General features: G+C 70.5%; 13 protein-coding genes. 6 read left to right on the top strand and 7 right to left on the bottom strand.

What is annotated here, in order from left to right; translation table 11 throughout:
- Position 1: 1 nt before the first annotated feature.
- Entirely contained in the window at positions 2–493 is a 492-nt protein-coding gene (locus C9F13_RS08665) for an RNA pyrophosphohydrolase (RefSeq protein ID WP_108445830.1), read from the bottom strand.
- Positions 494–702: 209 nt separating this feature from the next.
- On the opposite strand from C9F13_RS08665, the gene C9F13_RS08660 reads away from it, so the two are divergent.
- Positions 703–1,359 carry a histidinol-phosphatase gene (locus C9F13_RS08660; RefSeq protein WP_108445829.1) on the top strand — a complete coding sequence of 219 codons (657 nt, stop codon included), beginning with the start codon at positions 703–705 and terminating at the stop codon, positions 1,357–1,359.
- A gap of 88 nt (positions 1,360–1,447) precedes the next feature.
- Here the strand turns inward: C9F13_RS08660 and C9F13_RS08655 are convergent, their stop codons facing one another.
- A complete protein-coding gene (locus C9F13_RS08655) occupies positions 1,448–2,422 on the bottom strand; it encodes a malate dehydrogenase (protein WP_108445828.1) in 975 nt (324 codons plus the stop codon).
- Positions 2,423–2,655: 233 nt separating this feature from the next.
- Positions 2,656–3,156, bottom strand: coding sequence for a sigma D regulator (rsd, locus tag C9F13_RS08650; RefSeq protein ID WP_108445997.1), 501 nt, complete (start codon positions 3,154–3,156; stop codon positions 2,656–2,658).
- Between the two features lie 300 nt (positions 3,157–3,456).
- Between rsd and C9F13_RS08645 the strand changes: the two genes are divergently transcribed.
- From C9F13_RS08645 to C9F13_RS08625, 5 genes are read left to right on the top strand one after another with little or no spacing between them, the layout of a single operon-like run.
- Complete coding sequence (locus C9F13_RS08645) at positions 3,457–4,599, top strand: ABC transporter substrate-binding protein (RefSeq protein ID WP_108445827.1); 1,143 nt, start codon at positions 3,457–3,459, stop codon at positions 4,597–4,599.
- A gap of 60 nt (positions 4,600–4,659) precedes the next feature.
- A complete protein-coding gene (locus C9F13_RS08640; protein ID WP_108445826.1) occupies positions 4,660–5,580 on the top strand; it encodes a branched-chain amino acid ABC transporter permease in 921 nt (306 codons plus the stop codon).
- Positions 5,573–6,589, top strand: coding sequence for a branched-chain amino acid ABC transporter permease (locus C9F13_RS08635; protein WP_108445825.1), 1,017 nt, complete (start codon positions 5,573–5,575; stop codon positions 6,587–6,589). Before C9F13_RS08640 ends, C9F13_RS08635 begins: the two co-directional genes overlap by 8 nt.
- Positions 6,582–7,325, top strand: a complete 744-nt coding sequence (locus C9F13_RS08630; protein WP_108445824.1) for an ABC transporter ATP-binding protein — start codon at positions 6,582–6,584, stop codon at positions 7,323–7,325. The genes C9F13_RS08635 and C9F13_RS08630 overlap by 8 nt, the downstream gene beginning before the upstream one ends.
- A gap of 1 nt (position 7,326) precedes the next feature.
- Complete coding sequence (locus C9F13_RS08625) at positions 7,327–8,007, top strand: ABC transporter ATP-binding protein (RefSeq protein ID WP_108445823.1); 681 nt, start codon at positions 7,327–7,329, stop codon at positions 8,005–8,007.
- Positions 8,008–8,023: 16 nt separating this feature from the next.
- Here C9F13_RS08625 and C9F13_RS08620 read toward each other — a convergent pair whose 3' ends face one another.
- The 4 genes from C9F13_RS08620 to C9F13_RS08605 form a co-directional block, all read right to left on the bottom strand.
- A complete protein-coding gene (locus C9F13_RS08620; RefSeq protein WP_211310937.1) occupies positions 8,024–8,872 on the bottom strand; it encodes an alpha/beta hydrolase in 849 nt (282 codons plus the stop codon).
- Positions 8,873–8,881: 9 nt separating this feature from the next.
- Entirely contained in the window at positions 8,882–9,418 is a 537-nt protein-coding gene (locus C9F13_RS08615) for a disulfide bond formation protein B (RefSeq protein ID WP_108445822.1), read from the bottom strand.
- On the bottom strand, positions 9,415–11,049 hold the full coding sequence (gene gshA / locus C9F13_RS08610; protein WP_108445821.1) for a glutamate--cysteine ligase: 1,635 nt from the start codon (positions 11,047–11,049) through the stop codon (positions 9,415–9,417). Before gshA ends, C9F13_RS08615 begins: the two co-directional genes overlap by 4 nt.
- Positions 11,050–11,153: 104 nt before the next feature.
- The gene (locus C9F13_RS08605) at positions 11,154–13,505 is read right to left on the bottom strand and encodes a Tex family protein (RefSeq protein WP_108445820.1); all 2,352 of its coding nucleotides are present in this window, start codon (positions 13,503–13,505) and stop codon (positions 11,154–11,156) included.
- Between the last annotated feature and the right edge of the window lie 50 nt (positions 13,506–13,555).

Genomic DNA, 13,555 nt, shown 5'->3' with positions numbered 1-13,555 from the left:
CTCATCCATGACCGAGGGCCAGCCGCTGGGCCCGGGGGGACAGCTCGCGCAGGGCGCGGCGATAGACCTCACGCTTGAAGGGCACCACCTGTCCCAGGGGGTACCAGTAGCTGACCCAGCGCCAGCCATCGAACTCCGGCTTGCCGGACAGGTCCATGCAGATCCGGCTCTCCTGACAGCGAATCCGAAGCAAGAACCACTTCTGTTTCTGGCCGATGCACACCGGCCGGGAGTGGGTACGCACCATGCGTCGCGGCAGGCGATAGCGTAGCCAGCCCCGGGTGCAGGCAAGGATCTCGACGTCCTCGGCGGTGAGGCCGATCTCCTCGTGGAGCTCACGAAAAAGTGCCTGTTGCGGAGTCTCGTTAGCCTTGATGCCTCCCTGGGGAAACTGCCACGCGTTTTGCCCTACCCGACGCGCCCAAAGCAGCTGCCCCATCTCGTTGGCGATGATGATGCCAACATTGGGGCGAAAGCCGTCAGCGTCGATCACGGACTTCACCTTATAGTTTCAGTATTGAGGCCATTCTTCCACAAGGCCACAAAGCGCATCAATACAAGGCGTCGGCCGGCGGCCAACACGCGGCGCTCGCGGCCGGGCCGGGCGCTCGAAGCGCGTCATCGCTTCTGCCATAATCGATGGTCTTGCCGTGACCGCCGCGCGCGCGTCCATCCATATCAACAACACCCGAGGGGAACGCAGTGAGCCTGGCCATCTTCGACCTGGACAACACGCTGCTGTCGATCGACAGCGACCATGCCTGGGGCGAGTTCCTGCTGGAACAGGGCGCCGTCGACCCGGTCGCCTACCGCGAGGCCAACGACCGCTTCATGGCCGACTACGAGGCGGGCACCCTGGACATGCAGGCCTTCCTCGAGGTGGCCCTGCAGCCGCTGGCGGCGCATACGCCGGAGCAGCTCGCCGCCTGGCACCAGCAGTTCATGGCGAGCAAGATCGAGCCGCACATCCTCGCCCGGGGCGAGGAGCTGGTGGCCCGTCACCGCTCGCGCGGCGACACCCTGATGATCATCACCGCCACCAACCGCTTCATCACCGGTCCGATCGCCGAGCGCCTGGGCATCGACGAGCTGATCGCCGTGGAGCCCGAGATGGTCGACGGCCGCTACACCGGTCGCGCCCTCGGCATCCCGAGCTACCGGGAGGGCAAGGTGAAGCGCCTCGAGGCGTGGCTCGCCGACCACGACCTGACCCTGGACGGCAGCTGGTTCTACAGCGACTCCCACAACGACCTGGCGCTGCTCGAGGAGGTCGACCATCCGGTGGCGGTGGACCCCGACCCGAGCCTGCGCGAGGTGGCGAAGGCCCGCGGCTGGCGCATCATCAGCCTGCGCGACTGAGCCGCTCGCCTCGCTCGCCGAGGCGAGGTCCAGACGCAAAAAACCCCGCCGGCCGGCGGGGTTTTTCGTGTCGCGGAAGCGGCGAGGCTTAGCCGAGCAGGTGCTCGACGGCGGCGCGCTCCTCGCGCAGCTCGGTCTCGGTCGCCTGCATGCGGCCGCGGCTGAACTCGTCAATTTCGAGGCCCTGGACGATCTCGTACTGGCCGTTCTTGCAGACCACCGGGTAGGAGTACATGATGCCCGGCTCGACGCCGTAGCTGCCGTCGGCGGGGATGCCCATGCTCACCACCTCGTCGGTGCCCAGCGCCCAGTCACGCATGTGATCGATGGCGGCGGAGGCGGCAGACGCCGCGGAGGAGGCCCCGCGCGCCTTGATGATGGCGGCGCCGCGCTGCTGCACGGTGGGGATGAAGTCGTTCTCGTACCAGTCGCGCTCGACCAGCTCCAGGGCCGGGGTGCCGTCGACCTTGCAGTGGGCCAGGTCCGGGTACTGGGTCGCGCTGTGGTTGCCCCACACCACCATGGACTCGACGTCGGTGACATGCTTGCCGGTCTTCTGGGCCAGCTGGGTCTTGGCGCGGTTGTGGTCCAGGCGCATCATCGCGGTGAACTGGCCGGCGTCCAGGTCCGGCGCGTTGCAGGAGGCGATCAGGGCGTTGGTGTTGGCCGGGTTGCCGACCACCAGCACGCGCACGTCGCGGCTGGCGTGGTCGTTCAGCGCCTTGCCCTGCGCGGAGAAGATCGCGGCGTTGGCCTCGAGCAGGTCCTTGCGCTCCATGCCCGGACCGCGCGGACGCGCGCCGACCAGCAGGGCGAAATCGGCATCCTTGAAGGCGACGTTGGCATCGTCGGTAGCCACGATCTCCTGCACCAGCGGGAAGGCGCAGTCGTTGAGCTCCATCACCACGCCGTTGAGGGCGTCCATGGCCGGAGTGATCTCCAGCAGCTGCAGGATGACCGGCTGGTCCTTGCCGAGCATGTCGCCGGAGGCGATGCGGAAGGCGAGGGAGTAGCTGATCTGGCCGGCAGCACCGGTGATGGCAATACGGACGGGGTCTTTCATGGTGGCTCCTTGGGTTGTCAACGCAGGGGTTGTCGCCGTGAGGATAAGCCTGGTGGAGCGGCTGCCCACCCTGGCCGGGATGCGAACCGCCAAGATGTTATGCCTGCACTGCACAAAACTCAATTCGACCTGCGGCTAGGCCCGCCGCCAGGCCTCTGCCGACCCGACACGACGAGACCCCGCGGGACGCGAGATCCCGCGGGGTCTGCCGCTGACGAGCGCCGTCGGGGCCCTCAGGCCCGGGAGTCGGCCTCGGCGCGGGTGGCGTCCGGCGAATGGGCCGCGTGCAGCCGGGCGATCAGCCGATCCTCGAGCTCGAAGCGCTCGCCGAGCCCCTTGGTGAGGCGATCGATCCAGGCCGGCAGCCGGGCGAGGTGCTGTTCGCAGCGCGCCGGGGAGGCGTAGTCCTCGTCGAAGGCGAGCACCAGCTCGGTGGACATCTCGAGCCGCTCCATCAGCCGGTCGGCGAGCGCCAGGGCGGGCTCGTCGTCGAAGGCGCGGGCCTCCTCGCGCAGCTGCGGATAGATCTCGAAGTGGCCGGCACTGATGTAGTCCATCAGCAGCTCGCTGAAGGCATCGATATGGGCCTTGGAGACGGCCTCCAGCTCGGCATCGCAGGACGCCTTGAGGTCGACGAAGTGGACCAGCAGCGCCCGGCGCGCCTCGAGCCAACGATCGATCAGCTGGTGGACACCACCCCAGCGTTCCTGGGCATTCGTGCAATCTTCCAGCATGGACACCTCCCTTGCTCGACGGCCGGCCGCGACGGCATGCTCGACCCGCGAGCTGACAGACTCGCGCCTGCCGATGACGGTGTCAATGCCGCCGCGCCGCTCGAAGGACATCTCGCGACGCCTCCCCGAGGGCCGGCCGCCGAAGCAGAGCGATGGCCAAGCGTGGAGAGGCCGCCGGCCGGTTCGTAGTAAGGTAGCGAGAAACGCGACAACGAACCGGCCGGCCCGTCATCGCGGCGGGCCGACGCCTCGCCGCGAGGCGGCATGCCGCCATCCACACAGACACCAGAGGGCCTCTCCATGAACATCCTGACCCGCGCCGGCCTCGGCCTGCTGATGACGACCGCCGTCTCCCTGGCCCAGGCCGAGGAGGTCCGGATCGGCATGATCACCACGCTCTCCGGCGGCGGCTCGCACCTCGGCGTCGACGTGCGCGACGGCTTCATGCTCGCCATCGACCAGGCGGGACGCGACGACATCGAGGTGCTGATCCAGGACGACGCCCGTCGCCCCGACCTCGCCAAGACGCTCTCCAACGAGTTCCTGCAGCGCGACGAGGTCGACATCATGACCGGCCTCATCTGGTCCAACCTGGCCATGGCCGTGGTGCCCTCGGTGGTGCGACAGGGCACCTTCTACCTCTCCCCCAATGCCGGGCCCTCGGCCCTGGCGGGCCGGCTGTGCCACGAGAACTACTTCAACGTGGCCTACCAGAATGACAACCTGCACGGCGCCATGGGCGCCTACATGCGCGAGCAGGGCTTCGAGCGCCCGCTGCTGATGGCGCCCAACTACCCCGCCGGCACCGACGCCCTGGCCGGCTTCAAGCACCTCTATGAGGGCGAGGTGGCCGACGAGCTCTACACCCAGCTCGGCCAGACCGACTACGCGGCCGAGATCGCCCAGATCCGCGCCAGCGATGCCGACAGCCTGTTCTTCTTCCTGCCCGGCGGCATGGGCATCTCCTTCATGAAGCAGTGGCAGAGCTCGGGCGTCGAGATGCCGGTGTTCGGCGCGGCCTTCTCCTTCGACGAGATCATCATCCAGGCGGTCGGCAGCGCGGCGCTCGGCGCCATCAACACCTCGGAGTGGGCCTACGACCTGGACAACGCAGCCAACCGGGCCTTCGTCGAGGCCTTCCGGGCAACCCATGAGCGCACCCCGACCCTGTACGCGGCTCAGGGCTACGACACCGCCCGCCTGATCCTGAGTGCCCTGGAGAAGGCGCACCCCGACGACCAGGACGCCTTCCGCGAGGCCCTGCGCGCAGCCGACTTCGCCTCGGTGCGCGGCGACTTCCGCTTCGGCCCCAACCAGCACCCGATCCAGGACATCTACGTCCGCGAGGTGGTCGAGGGCGAGGACGGCCAGCCCACCAACCGCCTGGTCGGCCTCGCCATCGAGGACATCCAGGACGTCTACGCCGAGCAGTGCCGGATGTGACCGACGCCCCGGGCCGCCCGCGGCCCGACTCCCCCGCTCCCCGACCATGGACCCCACGACGTGAGCGCGACCCTGCTGATCGAGCAACTCATCAACGGCCTGCAGCTCGGCACCATGCTGTTCCTGATGGCCAGCGGCCTGACGCTGGTGTTCGGCGTCATGGGGCTGATCAACCTGGCCCACGGCTCCTTCTACATGGTCGGCGCCTTTGTGACCGCCGTCACCACCGCCTCGACCGGCTCCTTCCTGCTGGGCCTGACCGCCGGCAGCCTCGCGGCCGCCGCGGCGGGCGCCGTGGTCGAGGTGCTGGTGATCCGACGTCTCTACCATCGCTCGCACCTGGACCAGGTGCTCGCCACCTTCGCGTTGATCCTGATCTTCTCCGAGGGCACGCGCTGGCTGTTCGGCTCCTCGCCACTCTGGCTCAGCCCGCCCGACTGGCTCGCGGGCTCGGTGGCCCTGCCCGGCGGCGCCCGCTACCCCGTCTACCGGCTGATGATCCTCGCCGTGGGCGTGCTGATCTCCGCCGGCCTCTACCTGTTGATCTCGCACACCCGGCTGGGCATGCGCATCCGCGCCGGCGAGAGCGATCGCGAGATGATCGGTGCACTCGGCGTCGACATCCGCCGGCTCTACACCCTGGTGTTCGCCCTGGGGGCCGCCCTGGCGGGGCTCGCCGGCTCGCTGGTGGGCGCGCTGCAGTCGGTGCAGGTGGGCATGGGCGAGCCGGTGCTGATCCTCGCCTTCGTGGTGATCGTGATCGGCGGCATCGGCTCGATCAAGGGCGCCCTGCTGGGGGCGATCCTGGTCGGCGTGGTGGACACCCTGGGGCGCGTCTTCCTGCCGGCGCTGTTCGGCCACTTCCTGCCCCCCTCCCAGGCCGCCGGGGTGGGCACCGCCCTCGCCGCCATGCTGATCTACGTGCTCATGGCCGTCATCCTCGCCTTCAAGCCGCAGGGACTCTTCGCCGCCCATGACTGACCCTTCCACCGACGCCACCGTCCCCACGGCCGCACCCCGGCTTGGGCGCCAGTGCCTGGTCAACGCCGGCCTGCTGGCGCTGACCCTGCTCGCCCCGCTGGTGGCCCACCTGCTGGGCGAGGCCTACTACGTCAACCTGGCCACCCGCATCGTGCTGATCGCGATGGCGGGAGTGGGACTCAACCTGGCGCTCGGCCACGGCGGCATGATCAGCTTCGGCCATGCCGCCTACTTCGGCGTGGGCGGCTACGTGGCGGGCATCAGCGCCTTCCACGCCTTCGACGGCAGCCTGCTGCTGGGCCTGCCCGGCAGCGACGACATGCTGGTGATCTGGGCGGTGGCGCTCGCCGCCTGCGGCCTGCTGGCGCTGGCCATCGGCGCCGTCTCGCTGCGCACCTCCGGGGTCTACTTCATCATGATCACCCTGGCCTTCGCCCAGATGGTCTACTACTTCGCCACCTCCTGGCCGAGCTACGGCGGCCAGGACGGCCTGCCGATCTACTTGCGCAACGGCCTGCCGCTGATCGACAGCCAGCAGCCGCTGAGCTTCTTTCTGGTCTGCTTCGCCCTGCTGCTCGCCGCCATGGCGATCACCGCGCGGCTGATGGGGTCGCGCTTCGGCGCCGCCCTGACCATGGCGCGCCTCAACGAGACGCGCCTCGCCACCGCCGGCATCTCGCCCTACCCCATCCGCCTCACGGCCTTCGTCATCTCGGCCATGATCACCGGGCTCGCCGGCGCCCTCTACGCCGACCTCAACGGCTTCGTCAGCCCCGCCATGCTCAGCTGGCACTTCTCGGGGGAGCTGATGGTGATCGTCATCCTCGGCGGCGTCGGGCGCCTTTTCGGGCCGCTGGCCGGGGCCATCGTCTACGTGCTGATGGAGACCCTGCTCGGCGGGCTGACCGAGTACTGGCTCTTCTTCCTCGGCCTGGTGCTGCTCGGCGTGGTGCTGTTCGCCCGGCAGGGCGTGATCGGCTGGCTGGCCGGGGGGACGCCCCATGGCTGAGGCGGTGCTCGCGGTCGAGGGGCTGCACAAGCGCTTCGGCGCCCTTCAGGCCACCCACGACGTCTCGCTGACGCTGCGCGCCGGCGAGATCCACGCCCTGATCGGCCCCAACGGGGCCGGCAAGTCGACGCTGATCGCCCAGATCGCCGGCAGCCTCAGGCCCGACGCAGGGCGCATCCTGCTCGCCGGGCACGACATCACCACGCTCGGCGTCTCCGCGCGGGCCCGCCTGGGGCTGGGGCGCAGCTTCCAGGTCTCGTCGCTGGCCGAACCGCTCAGCGCGCTTGGCAACGTGATGATCGGCGCCCAGGCGCGGGCGGGACACAGCTTTCGCTTCTGGAAACCGGTGGCCCGCGATGCGCGCCTGCTGGGCCCGGCACGCGAGGCGCTCGAGCGGGTGCACCTCGGCCACCGCGCCGACACCCCGGTCGCGGCGCTCTCCCACGGCGAGCGCCGTCAGGTGGAGGTGGCCTGCGCGCTGGTGCTCGAGCCCCGGGCGCTGCTGCTCGACGAGCCCATGGCCGGCCTCGGGCCGGAGGGCTCGGCGCGGCTCACCGAGCTGCTCGAGACCCTCAAGCACGAGGTGCCCATCCTGCTGATCGAGCACGACATGGACGCCGTCTTCCGGCTGGCGGATCGACTGTCGGTGCTGGTCGACGGCCGGGTCATCGCCCACGGCGACGGTGAGGCCATCCGTCGCGACCCGCGCGTGCAGGCGGCTTACCTGGGAGACTGAGATGCTCACCATCACCGACCTCGAGACCTGCTACGGGCCCTCCCAGGCACTGTTCGGCGTCGACCTCCATGTCGAGGCCGGCGAGATGGTGGCGCTGATGGGCCGCAACGGCATGGGCAAGACCACCACCCTGCGCTCGCTGTTCGGCCTGACCCCGGCGCGACGGGGGCGCATCGAGTTCGATGGGCGGGACCTGCGACGGCTGTCGCCCTTCCGCATCGCCCGGCGCGGCCTGGGACTCGTGCCCGAGGGGCGCCGCTGCTTCCCCAACCTCTCGGTGCGCGAGAACCTGGTCGCCACCGCCCGCCCCGGGCCCTGGGACCAGAGACGCGTCGAGGCGCTCTTCCCGCGGCTGGCCGAGCGGCGCGCGCAGCTCGCCGATACCCTGTCGGGGGGCGAGCAGCAGATGCTCTCCATCGGCCGGGCGCTGATGACCAACCCCCGCCTGCTGGTGCTCGACGAGGCCACCGAGGGCCTGGCGCCGGTGATCCGCCAGGAGATCTGGGCGGCGCTGCGCCGGCTCAAGGCCGAGGGCCAGTCGATCCTGATCGTCGACAAGTCGCTCGGCGAGCTGCTGCCGGTCGCCGACCGCTGCACCCTGCTGGAGAAGGGGCGCACGGTGTGGACCGGGCGACCCGCGGCGCTGGACGCGTCGCTGCGCGCGCGCTACCTGGGCATCTAGGAGCGAGCCGGCGCCCTCAGCGATGGAAGGCGGCGATCTCCTCGACGAAGCGCCCGCCGGGGCGATAGTGCTCGAGGATCGAGAAGTGGTCATCGCCGGCCAGCAGCGCGCTGTCGACCGCGCAGCCCTGCCCGCGCAGGTGCGCGGCCTGGGCGCGCATCTGGTCGGCGAACGCCTCGGACTCCTCGCCACCGGCGACCAGCCGCACCCGGGCCGGCACCCAGCAGGGCTGGTGCACGGGGCTGTAGTCGATCACGTCGCGCGCGGTGAGCCGCAGCTTGGGCTGCAGCCAGGAGCGGGGAAAGGGGGCGAGGTCGTAGAGGCCGCTGATCGACAGCGCCCCGCGGATCAGGTCGGCAGGCAGGCCGTAGGCCTCCTCCCAGCGGGTGGCGAGCAGCATGGCGCAGAGATGGCCGCCCGCGGAGTGGCCGGAGACGCTGAGCCGTCCCGGGTCCACCCCGAGCGAGGCGCCGTGACGATGCATCCAGGCCACCGCCGCGCGGCTCTGGCGCACGATCTCGCCGAGACGCACCTCAGGGCAGAGCGCGTAGTTGACTACCGCCACGGTGATGCCGGCGGCCACCAGGCCGTCGGCGACGAAGCCGAACTCGGCGTGACTCAGCGCGCGCCAGTAGCCGCCGTGAAAGAAGAGGTGCACCGGGCCTTGGTCGACGCCGGCGGGGAAGACGTCCATGCGCTCGGCGAGGGTCGGGCCGAAGGCGACATCGGGGATCGGGGACAGGCGCTCGCGCGACCGGGCGCTGCGCGCGCGCCAGTCGGCGACCAGCGCCCCGCCGTCGCGGCCGCGCATGGGGTCATAGGCCCGGTCGATCCCCTCCCGGGTGGCCGGGTGGCGATAGCCCACGGGGCGCGCCTAGCCCGACCAGTGATAGCCGAGACGCGGCCGGTTGGCGAACAGCAGCAGGCCCAGCGGGGCCAGCGCCAGGATCAGAAAACCGATCAGGGTCCAGCCGGGCAGCGAGAGGCCGAGCAGGCGAAAGCTGATCTCGGCGCACTCCCCGGAACCGGAGAGCACCCGGGAGAGCACCTGCTGCCAGGGCAGGATCTCCATCATGTAGTCGAGCCCCGGGCCGCAGCTCGGCACCTGGTCCGCCGGCAGCGACTGCAGCCACAGGTGGCGCCACGCCACGGCGATGCCGCTGCCCACGGCGGCGAGCGACAGCAGGCCGTAGACCACGGCACCCCGGCGCCCCTCGGGATTGTGGAGGGCGGCCACCAGGAACACCGCGGCGGCGGCCAGCACCGCCAGGCGCTGGAGGATGCAGAGCGGACAGGGCTCCAGCCCGACGACATGCTCGAGCGCGAGGGCCACGCCCATCATCAGCACGCAGAAGGCGAGCCCGGCGAGGCTCCAGGCGCGCACGTCCAGGCGACGGAGATCGTCGATCATGAGCGCTCCCCCGTCGCCAGCGGGGTGATGCTGCGAACCTCGCGGGCGCGCTCGAAGTAGCGGGCCAGGAAGGTATCGAAGTCCTCCTCGTCGGCGGCCTCGATGTCCGCCTGCTGGTCGCGGGAGCTCGCCACCAGGTCGTTGAACAGCGCCTCCCGGGCGGGATCCATGGGCGTGTCGCGAAAGCCCTTTGCCTGCTCCCGGGCGAGGCCTAGCATCGCCTCGAGGAAGGACTCGCCGCTCGACTCGAGCCGCTCCAGCAACTGCCCGGAGGGCGTCAGGGCCGGGTCCTCGAGGCGCGGCCTCAGCGCGGCCAGGGCCTCGCCGTGGGGCTCGCCCTCCTCCAGCCGGTCGAGCAGCTCGGCCACCGGGGCCATCTCGGCGAGGATCTCGCCGCCCCAGTCGGCGATGGAGCGATGGCGGCCGTCCTGCAGCAGGCGCAGTGCCGGGTCCCGCCCGCGCTCGACCACCAGGCGACGGTTGTCGTCCAGCCGATCGCACTCGTCGTCGGGGATCCACGGGCTCTCGCGGAGCAGGCACCACATCAGGAAGGTGTCGAGGAAGCGGATCTGGGTCTCGTCGACCCCCAGCGGCAGGAAGGGGTTGAGGTCCAGGCAGCGCACCTCGATGTACTCGACGCCGCGCGCCTCCAGCGCCTGGCTGGGGGTCTCATCGTGGCGGGCCACCCGCTTGGGGCGGATGTCGCTGTAGTACTCGTTCTCGATCTGCAGGATGTTGGCGTTGAGCTGGCGCCACTCGCCGCCCTCGTTCACGCCGCGCCGCCGGTAGTCCTCCCAGGGGGTGGCGATGGCATGACGCAGGGTGTTGACGTAGTTGGAGAGCGAGTTGAAGCAGATCTTGAGCTGCTCCTGGACCTTGTTCTGGTAGCCCAGGTCCGACATGCGCAGGCTGGTGGCGTGGCGCGACACCAGGGTCGCGTCGCCGTGGCGCTCGAGCTTCTCGGGCACCCGGCGGTCGGGCAGGAAGCTGCGATCGAGTGCCGGCGAGGCGCCGAACAGGTAGAGCAGCAGCCAGCTGTGGCGGCGGAAATTGCGGATCAGGCCGAAGTAGCGCATCGAGCGATAGTCGCCGAGGGGCGTATCGATGTCACCGTCGAGCTCGCGCAGCGCCTGCCAGAGGTCGTCGGGCAGCGAGACGTTGTAGTGGACCCCGGCGATGGCCTGCATGATCCGCCCGTAGCGCAGGTCCAGGCCCTTGCGGTAGACATGCTTCATCACGCCGACGTTGGAGTCGCCGTAGTCGGCGATGGGCACGCTGTCGTTGCCGTCGAGGCGCGCTGGCATGCTCGCCGGCCAGATCAGCTCGCCGCCCAGGTGGCGATAGCTGAAGCGGTGCAGGTCGCCGAGGAAGGCCATGGCATCCCCCGGCCGGCAGTAGACCGGGGTGATGTACTCCAGCAGCGCCTCGGAGTAGTCGGTGGTGATGTGCGGGTGGGTCAGCTTGGACCCCAGGGCGGCCGGATGCGGCGTGGCGGCGATGCGCCCCTCGCCGTCGACGCGCAGCCCTTCCTTCTCGATGCCGCGGCGCAGTCGGCCGACGCGACCCTGGTCGGCCAGCCCCTTGAGTCGATCGACGCGGGCGTTAAGCGATTCGGACAAGTTGGTCACCATATGGGAAAGGGCGGGCGCCTGGGCGCCCGACAAGCATCAGATTAGGGCGCCGCCGGGCGACGCTTCAAGGGGAGTGGAACGTCGGGCCCGGCGGCGCATCGCGATCAGCGCCCCTTCTTGGCCTTCAGGAGCGCCGCGCCCAGGGCGCCCATTTGGCCGCCCTGCTCCGGCGCCTGGCCGCGGGACGGCTTGCCGCGCCCCCGCGACTCGCCGTTGTGGCGACGGGGCTTGCCGGTGGGCCGCTCGTCGCCGCGGGCCTCCTCGGGCTGGTCGCCAAGGCGCATGGTCAGGCCGATGCGCGAGCGCGGAAGGTCGACGCTCATCACCTTGACCCGGACGATGTCGCCGGCCTTGACCACGCTGCGCGGATCCTCGACGAAATTCTCGGAGAGCGCCGAGATGTGCACCAGGCCGTCCTGGTGCACGCCGATGTCGACGAAGGCGCCGAAGTGGGTGACGTTGGTCACGCTGCCCTCGAGGATCATGCCCGGCTCGAGGTCCTTGAGGGTCTCGACGCCCTCGCGGAACTCGGCCGCCTTGAACTCGGGGCGCGGGTCGCGGCCCGGCTTGTCGAGCTCGGCGAGGATGTCGCTCACCGTGGGCACGCCGAAGCGCTCGTCGGCGAACTCGGCCGGCTTGAGCGACTTGAGGGTGGCGCTGTCGCCGATCAGCCCGGCCAGGTCGCGGCCGCTGCGCTCGGCGATGCGCTCCACCAGCGGATAGGCCTCGGGGTGCACGGCGCTGGCGTCGAGCGGATTGTCGCCGTTCATGATGCGCAGGAAGCCCGCGCACTGCTCGAAGGTCTTGGGCCCCAGGCGGCTGACGTCGAGCAGCGCCCGACGGCTGGTGAAGGCGCCCTCGGCGTTGCGTCGGGCGACGATGTTGTCGGCCAGCGCCGCGTTGAGGCCGGCGACCCGGGAGAGCAAGGCGCTCGAGGCGGTGTTGAGGTCCACCCCCACGGCGTTGACGCAGTCCTCGATCACCGCCTCCAGGCTCCGGGAGAGCTGCAGCTGGGAGACGTCGTGCTGGTACTGGCCCACGCCGATGGACTTGGGTTCGATCTTGACCAGCTCGGCCAGCGGGTCCTGCAGGCGCCGGGCGATGGAGACCGCGCCGCGGATGCTGACGTCGAGGTCCGGGAACTCCCGGGAGGCGTACTCCGAAGCGGAGTAGACCGAGGCGCCGGCCTCGCTGACCATCACCTTGGCGAGCCGCTGGGTGCCGGCCAGGGCCTTGACCAGCTCGCCGGCCAGGCGGTCGGTCTCGCGGCTGGCGGTGCCGTTGCCCACGGCGATCAGCGCCACGTCGTGCTTCTTGACCAGCCGCGCCAGCTCCTCCAGCGAGGCCGCCCAGGCGTTGCGCGGGGCGTGGGGGTAGATGGTGGCGTGCTCGAGGAACTGGCCGGTGGCATCGACCACCGCCACCTTGCAGCCGGTGCGCAGGCCCGGGTCGATGGCCAGCGTCGCCTTGGGCCCCGCCGGGGCGGCCAGCAGCAGGTCCTTGAGGTTGGCGGCGAAGACCTCGATGGCCTCGGCCTCGGCGCGCTCGCGCAGCCGCCCCATCAGCTCGGTCTCGAGGTGGGTGTAGAGCTTGACCCGCCAGGTCCAGCGCACCACCTCGGCGAGCCAGCGGTCGGCGGGACGCCCCTGGTCGCTGATCTCGAAGTGCCTGGCGATGGCCACCTGGGCCGGGTGGACCGGCGCCTCGTCCTCGCCGGGCAGGCGCAGGGTCAGCGCCAGCACGCCCTCGTTGCGGCCGCGGAACATCGCCAGCGCCCGGTGGGATGGCACCTTGGCGAGCGCCTCGTCGTGCTCGAAGTAGTCGGAGAACTTGGCGCCCTCCTGCTCCTTGCCGGCGATCAGCCGGGCCGAGAGCTCGCCCTCGTTCCACAGCCGTTCGCGCAGGCGCCCCACCAGCTCGGGGTCCTCGGCGAAGCGCTCCATGAGGATCTGCTTGGCGCCGTCCAGGGCGGCCTTGGCGTCCTCGACGGCCGGAATGTCACCCTCCGCCGGGCGCAGGTAGCGGGCCGCCTCGGTCTCGGGGGTGAGGCTCGGGTCGGCCAGCAGCGCCTCGGCCAGCGGCTCGAGCCCCGCCTCGCGGGCGATCTGGGCCTTGGTGCGCCGCTTCTTCTTGAAGGGAAGGTAGAGGTCCTCGAGGCGCTGCTTGGTGTCGGCGGCGCGGATGCTCGCGGCCAGGTCGTCGGTGAGCTTGCCCTGCTCGTCGATGGCGGCGAGCACCGCCTCGCGGCGCTCCTCCAGCTCGCGCAGGTAGGCGAGCCGCTCGTGGAGCTGGCGCAGCTGGATGTCATCCAGCCCGCCGGTGACCTCCTTGCGATAGCGGGCGATGAAGGGCACGGTGGCCCCGCCATCCAGCAGCTCCACCGTGGCCGAGACCTGCGGCGGACGAACGGCGAGTTCCTCGGCGAGGCGGGCGATGATCTTGTCGTGTGCGTCCATGAAATCCTTGGCAATCAAACGTCCAGACGATCACGACACGGTACCACACT

Origin of the sequence: Halomonas denitrificans (assembly GCF_003056305.1) — a bacterium.
Taxonomy (GTDB): Bacteria; Pseudomonadota; Gammaproteobacteria; order Pseudomonadales; family Halomonadaceae; genus Halomonas; species Halomonas denitrificans.
Note: the sequence above shows the minus strand (reverse complement) of the source record. Positions and strands in the feature narration are given on the sequence as shown.